This is a genomic window from Nocardiopsis chromatogenes YIM 90109 (genome assembly GCF_000341185.1).
GTDB lineage: Bacteria > Actinomycetota > Actinomycetes > Streptosporangiales > Streptosporangiaceae > Nocardiopsis_A > Nocardiopsis_A chromatogenes.
This window is the reverse complement of the sequence record NZ_ANBH01000026.1, coordinates 1-5,581: the sequence shown is the minus strand read 5'-3', so window position 1 is coordinate 5,581 and position 5,581 is coordinate 1. Positions and strand designations below refer to the sequence as shown.

The window sequence follows — 5,581 nt, the reverse complement described above, 5'->3', positions numbered from 1 at the left end:
GCGTTGATCTCGGGGATGTCGGCCCTACCGGCGATGATCTCGGGGATGTCGGCCTTAAGAGGAGCCGTTCAAGGCCGAAATCCCCGAGATCATCGGCACGTGGCCGCAGGGTGGGATCGGCGTAGCGCCATGCGGGACGGCTTCATCGAAGTGCGCCCGGTGTGCCCGGTATGCGGGCCCCCTTTTCGATGATCTCGACGAGGATGCTGTCATTCCGGCGGTTGTGGCAGCACCCTTGTCGAGATCATCGCGGAGGAGCTCGCATACCGGGCATAGCGGGCACCGGACGGGGGCTCCGGTGATCCCGGGTGGTGGGATCGACACCCGGCCGCCCTGGAAGCGGCGGTTCCGCGACACAGGACGCCCCCCCGGGGGTGACCCCGCAGACGGCGAGAGCGTCCCGCATGGTGAGACGCAGGGGTCGGGGTGCGCCCCCTCCGACACACGGCCACGCCCCCGCCGGGCCCGCTCCGCCTCCACTGGGACCGTGACCTGGGTGAACACTCCGCGTTACGTCCGGGAGGGGTCGGGGTGCGCGCTCTTCGACGCCCTCGGAGGTCCCGGGCCTGCGGTGGCGGCGATTCCAGAACACGTTCTGGGAACGGTTTGCCCGGTTCGTGCCCGACTGGGTTGTGCCGGTCGGGTGCGGGGGGCGCCCCTGCGGTCGTCCGGGCGCCTCCGTCGGGCGCCCGGGGCCCGCGCGGGGCCCGTTATCGGCTACGCGAAGTGAGGACGGGCCCGCCAATCGGGCCGGGTGTGCCGTTTGTGGGCCTTCTGGGGGCAGAACCTGTTCTGGAATCGCGATGAGCGCACGCCCGCACCTCCCGCCGGGGCGCCCTGAGGGCGAACAGGCTGCGAGGGGGCTCGGTGCCCCGGGAACCGGGCAAACCGGATACCGGAGAGGGTGGCGGCCGGGCCGGAACCCGCCTTTTCAGGCGCCGCACACGATCTGGGGCATTTGGCGCTGTGAAAATGGCGCCTGGAGGGTGATCGGGTGGCGGTCTCACCGCACAGGACGGCAAACCCCTCTCCTTATGTCTGGAATGCCCGGTGTGCGGCCCTTGGCTCGCCGCCCGGCTGGGGTCCGTGAGCGGGGTACCTGCTCAGCCGCCCTGCTCACCCGGACCGCGAGGAACCCGCCGCCCGGCAGGCAGCGCCGGGGAACCGCCCCGCTCTTGCCGTCGCCGCCGTCCACGGCGACCATCCGCGCGCCCGACGGCCGACAGCGCTGCCGTGCGGACCGCCGCCGCTCCTCATCGCTACCCATCGCGGGGGCGCCGACGGACGACGACCGCGCCGCGCCCGATGCCCGGCGCCGCCGTTGCGGGGCCTACCCCTGACCCCCATCGGTCGGTGTCGAAGGGGCCGGGCTCCGACTTTGGTATTGACCCGATTCCGAACCTCCGGCCGATGTCCTCTCACCTTCGCGCGCGCATACTCGAAGTACATGATCGGGCCGCGACGGGGAGGGAGCTCGATGATGACCGCGATTCACATGCACAGAGCGCCGGTGGGCGCCGTCCGGGCGGTCGGCGGAGGGGCCCAGCGGGTCGCCAGGGCGCGCTCGGTCCTGGCCGGGCTCTTCTGGTCCCTCGTCGACGCCGAGCGGGTGCTCCCCGAGGCCGACCCGGCCGAGGTCCGGTGGCGCCTCATCGAGCTGGGGCTGCTCGACCCCTGCGCCCCGCCCGGGGCCCGTCCCGCCGCGCTCGCGCGCTTCCAGGAGGCCGTCGGGCTGCCCGGAACCGGCCGCGCCGACGGGCGCACCGTCTCCCTCCTGGCGGCCGCCGCCGCGCACCGGAGGGAGATGCGCGAACTCGGCCTGGACGGGGTCGAGCCGCACGCCTTCGCCGCGTGAGGGCGTGTCCCCGCCAGGGGCGCACGGTCCCGGGGGTGCGATGATTCCTGCCATGGCTGATCAGACATCCCCACACGACATCCCCGACGTCTCGGGCCTGGTCGTCGCGGTCCTCGGCGGGACCGGCGACCAGGGCCGCGGGCTGGCCCGGCGGCTGGCCCTGGCCGGGACCGAGGTCGTCATCGGCTCGCGCAGCGCCGAGCGGGCGCAGGGCGCCGCCGACGGCCTCGGCGCCGACCTGCCGGTGCGCGGCCTGGGCAACGCCGCCGCCGCGGCCGCGGCCGACGTCGTCATCGTCGCGGTGCCCTGGGAGGGCCACCGCGAGCTGCTGGCCTCCCTGGAAGAGGAGCTGGCCGACAAGATCGTCGTCGACTGCGTCAACCCGCTCGGGTTCGACAAGAAGGGGCCCTACGCCCTCCCGGTGCCCGAGGGCAGCGCCGCGCAGCAGGCCGAGGCGGTCCTGCCGCGCAGCCGGGTGACGGCCGCCTTCCACCACGTCTCCGCCGTGCTGCTGCTGGACCCCGGGGTCGAAGAGGTCGACCTGGACGTGCTGGTCCTGGGCGACGACCGGGAGGCCACCGACACCGTCCGCGCCCTGGCCGGGCTCATCCCGGGGGTGCGCGGGATCTACGGCGGGCGGCTGCGCAACGCCCACCAGGTGGAGGCCTTCACCGCCAACCTGATCGCGATGAACCGCCGCTACAAGGCCCACGCCGGTCTGCGCATCACCGACGTGTGAGGGGCCGCCGGGCCGGAGGATGCGCTGCCGCATCCGGCCCGGCGGGGTAGAGTCCCGTCCATGGGGGCACCCGAAAGCCAAGGACGCTACGGAAAGAACCGGTACGTCCAATGCGACAAGTGCTGGACGGTCATCGACCGGGAGAAGTACACCTACCGGAGGTTCTGGATGGCTTGCCCCCGCTGCCGATCCATGATCGGCCTGCCCGACCGCGACCTCATCGGGAGTCGAGGCGACCGCATCGACCAGGAGAACTGCCGCCACTGCGGCACCATGAAGGAGATCGGCCAGACGTGCCCCGGCTGCGGTAAGAGATAGCCGCCGCTCCCAGGCGGCGCTCCCCGCGCGCCGCCCCGAGTCCCGCCCGGCCCTGAGGGGCGGGCGGGACTATAGGATCCCGGCATGCCGTTCTATGTCCACGGTCGCGACAGGCCAGGCGCCCTCGACGGCCTCCTGCGCCTGGCCGAGGACCACTGGTCCTACATGGACCGCTTCGCCGACCGTCTCCTCCTGCGTGGGCCCACCCTGTCCGACGACGGTGAGGAGCACACCGGCAGCGTGCACATCGTCGACCTGGCCGACCGGGAGCAGGCGGAGCGGTTCGCCGCCGAGGAGCCGTACGGCCGGGCCGGTCTCTACTCGCGCATCACGGTGGACCCCGTAGAGATCCTGCTCGACCGGGGACCTGTCAGCGGCCCGGAGGCCCCGCACTCCCTGGTGACCGGCGCGTGGACGGCGGCGCCGCGAGGCCCTGTCGGAGCCCGCCCGCCGGAGGCCGACGACCGGGTCGGGTTCGCCGCCGTGCTCATCGACGACTCCGCGCACACCACGGGCATCGTCGCCGCCGTCCGGGCGTACCCGGAGGAGGCGGTGGCCCTCGTCCGCCCGCTCGCCGACCACCTCTCGGGCGGTGGCGCCGACATCACGGCCCAGCACTGGCGCCGGGGCGGCCGTCCCTCGTAGGCGGCCGATGACCGCTCGGCCGGGCGGCGCCCTACGCCGTGTCCGCATCCGGTCCGGCCGGTCTCCCCTCGCCGATCCACCCCCGCCTTCCGTCCGTGCGGCGAGGAGGGGCTGCGGTGTCCGGCTCGGCCACCGGCCGCCTTGTGCGGGGGACGCTGTGCCGCCGTCGTCGCCTCCAGCGGTCACGTACGCTCCGGGCTGGTCTGCTGCGCTGGGGCGGAGCGCGCCGACGTCCTCCCATCACCGCTGTCTCGGCGGCCCCGGGGCACGTCGCCGATCGCCCTGGGTCTCCGTCCGTATGCCCTCCGTGCGGGGGCCGTTCGCCCCTTGCGGTGCGAATTTCCACGCTGGTCGAAGTTCTTTGCCGTGGCGGGCCGCGTACCTCTAGCTTGGGGGCGCTCTGGTGAACCGATTCATTCGGTTGATGAAAGGGATCCCCTCATGCGCATGCCGCGTATTTCCCGCTGGGCTCTCGCCGTCGCCGCCCCGGCCATGGCCCTGAGCCTGATCTCCGCCCCCGCTGCCGCCGCCGAAGAGGCGCCGGAAGCCCAGCTCGTGGACATCACCCCGATGGTGATGGCCGCCCTCGACGAGGAGGGCGGCGCCACGGTGGATGCCTCGCCCGTCGCCGCTGCCGCCGACCTGTACGAGGCCAGCCCCAGGAATGCCTTCAACGTTTCCACGGCGAAGCAGGCGAGGATCAGCGGCGGCATCACCCTGCAGGTGCGCCGGGGGCTGGTCACCCGGAGCGCCTCGAACGACGTCCCCATCGCCTGGGCCCGGGTGGTCGGTGCCGACAGCGGTGACTCCCTCGCCGTCATCGTCCGCAACGGGTCGGGCGGCCGGGTCGCCAACGACGGGACCAGGTCCGACGGGACGACGACCTACACCAACGGTTTCCAGATCAGGAGCGGATACAAGTACACGGCCTGCCTCAGCGACACCGCGGTGGGCTGCGACCACACGGTCTCCAAGACCATGTAGCCGCTGAGGGTCCGTCCCCCTGAGCGGGCAGGAACCGTGGCCGGGGTGCCCTCGGGGCACCCCGGCCACGGCATGGGGCCCATCCCCGCCGTAGCGGTGTCCGGTACGGACTCCTACCGTGCGGGGGGCGGTATTCCCGTCCCCGGCCACGATCAGCGCGTCCGGTCCTGCGGCGGCCATTCCCATTTCGAGCTGCGCATTTCCATGCTGCTCGAAGTTCTTTGCATCGACGGACCACGTGTGCCTACCTTTGGGGCTCTCTCATGAACCGATTCATTCGGTCATTGAAAGGGGTCCCCCATGCGCATGCCGCGAATTTCCCGCTGGGGCGTCGCCGTCGCTGCCCCCGCCATGGTCCTGAGTCTGCTCTCCGCCCCCGCCGCCGCTGCTGAAGAGGCACCGGAGGCCCAGCTCGTGGACGTCACCCCGATGGTGATGGCCGCGCTCGATGAGGATGAGGAGGGCGGGGCCGCGGTGGACGTCGCGCCCGCCGCCCTGTTCAGCGCCAACCCGCAGAATGCCTTCAACGTTTCAACAGCGGCGGAGTCGACCTCCAATGGCACCTCCCTGCAGGTGCGCCGGGGGCTGATCAGCCGGAGCGCCTCGGAAGACGTCCCCATCGCCTGGGGGCGCGTGACCGGAGGGGGGAACGGCTACTACCTCAACTTCTTCGTCTACGACGGGTCGGGCTCCCGGGTCGCGGCCGTTGAGCGCCGCGTCCACAGGACCACCTACACGTGGGGCTTCGAAATCCGGAGCGGCTACCGTTACCTGGCCTGTCTGGGCGACCGGTTGGACTGCGACTGGGTGGTGTACAAGGACATGTAGGTGCTGAGGGTCCGCCCCTCTGAGCACGCGCGAACCGTGGCCGGGGTGCCCCACGGGCACCCCGGCCACGGTGTGTTCACGGTGGCGGACCGGGCCGGACCTCACCGCCCCGCCCGCGCGCTCCTCGCCTCCTCCACCAGCCACCGGAACAGGGACGGGTCGTCGCCCATCTCCGGGTGCCACTGCACGCCCAGCGCCCGCGGCTCGTCGGG

6 protein-coding genes are annotated in these 5,581 nt (G+C 72.5%); all 6 read left to right on the top strand.

Annotation, left to right across the window (positions count from 1 at the left end):
• Positions 1–1,477 precede the first annotated feature (1,477 nt).
• The 6 genes from D476_RS0102430 to D476_RS0102405 all read left to right on the top strand — a co-directional run bounded on the left by D476_RS0102430 (position 1,478) and on the right by D476_RS0102405 (position 5,369).
• Complete coding sequence (locus tag D476_RS0102430) at positions 1,478–1,855, top strand: hypothetical protein (protein WP_017622394.1); 378 nt, start codon at positions 1,478–1,480, stop codon at positions 1,853–1,855.
• A gap of 52 nt (positions 1,856–1,907) precedes the next feature.
• Positions 1,908–2,594, top strand: coding sequence for an NADPH-dependent F420 reductase (npdG, locus tag D476_RS0102425; protein WP_017622393.1), 687 nt, complete (start codon positions 1,908–1,910; stop codon positions 2,592–2,594).
• A 60-nt stretch (positions 2,595–2,654) separates the two neighbouring features.
• Positions 2,655–2,912, top strand: a complete 258-nt coding sequence (locus D476_RS37195; RefSeq protein ID WP_152513394.1) for a hypothetical protein — start codon at positions 2,655–2,657, stop codon at positions 2,910–2,912.
• Positions 2,913–2,996: 84 nt separating this feature from the next.
• On the top strand, positions 2,997–3,557 hold the full coding sequence (locus tag D476_RS38695; RefSeq protein ID WP_017622392.1) for a YciI family protein: 561 nt from the start codon (positions 2,997–2,999) through the stop codon (positions 3,555–3,557).
• 447 nt (positions 3,558–4,004) lie between these two features.
• Complete coding sequence (locus tag D476_RS0102410) at positions 4,005–4,541, top strand: hypothetical protein (protein WP_239648574.1); 537 nt, start codon at positions 4,005–4,007, stop codon at positions 4,539–4,541.
• Positions 4,542–4,847: 306 nt separating this feature from the next.
• Positions 4,848–5,369, top strand: coding sequence for a hypothetical protein (locus D476_RS0102405; protein WP_239648573.1), 522 nt, complete (start codon positions 4,848–4,850; stop codon positions 5,367–5,369).
• Positions 5,370–5,581 lie beyond the last annotated feature (212 nt).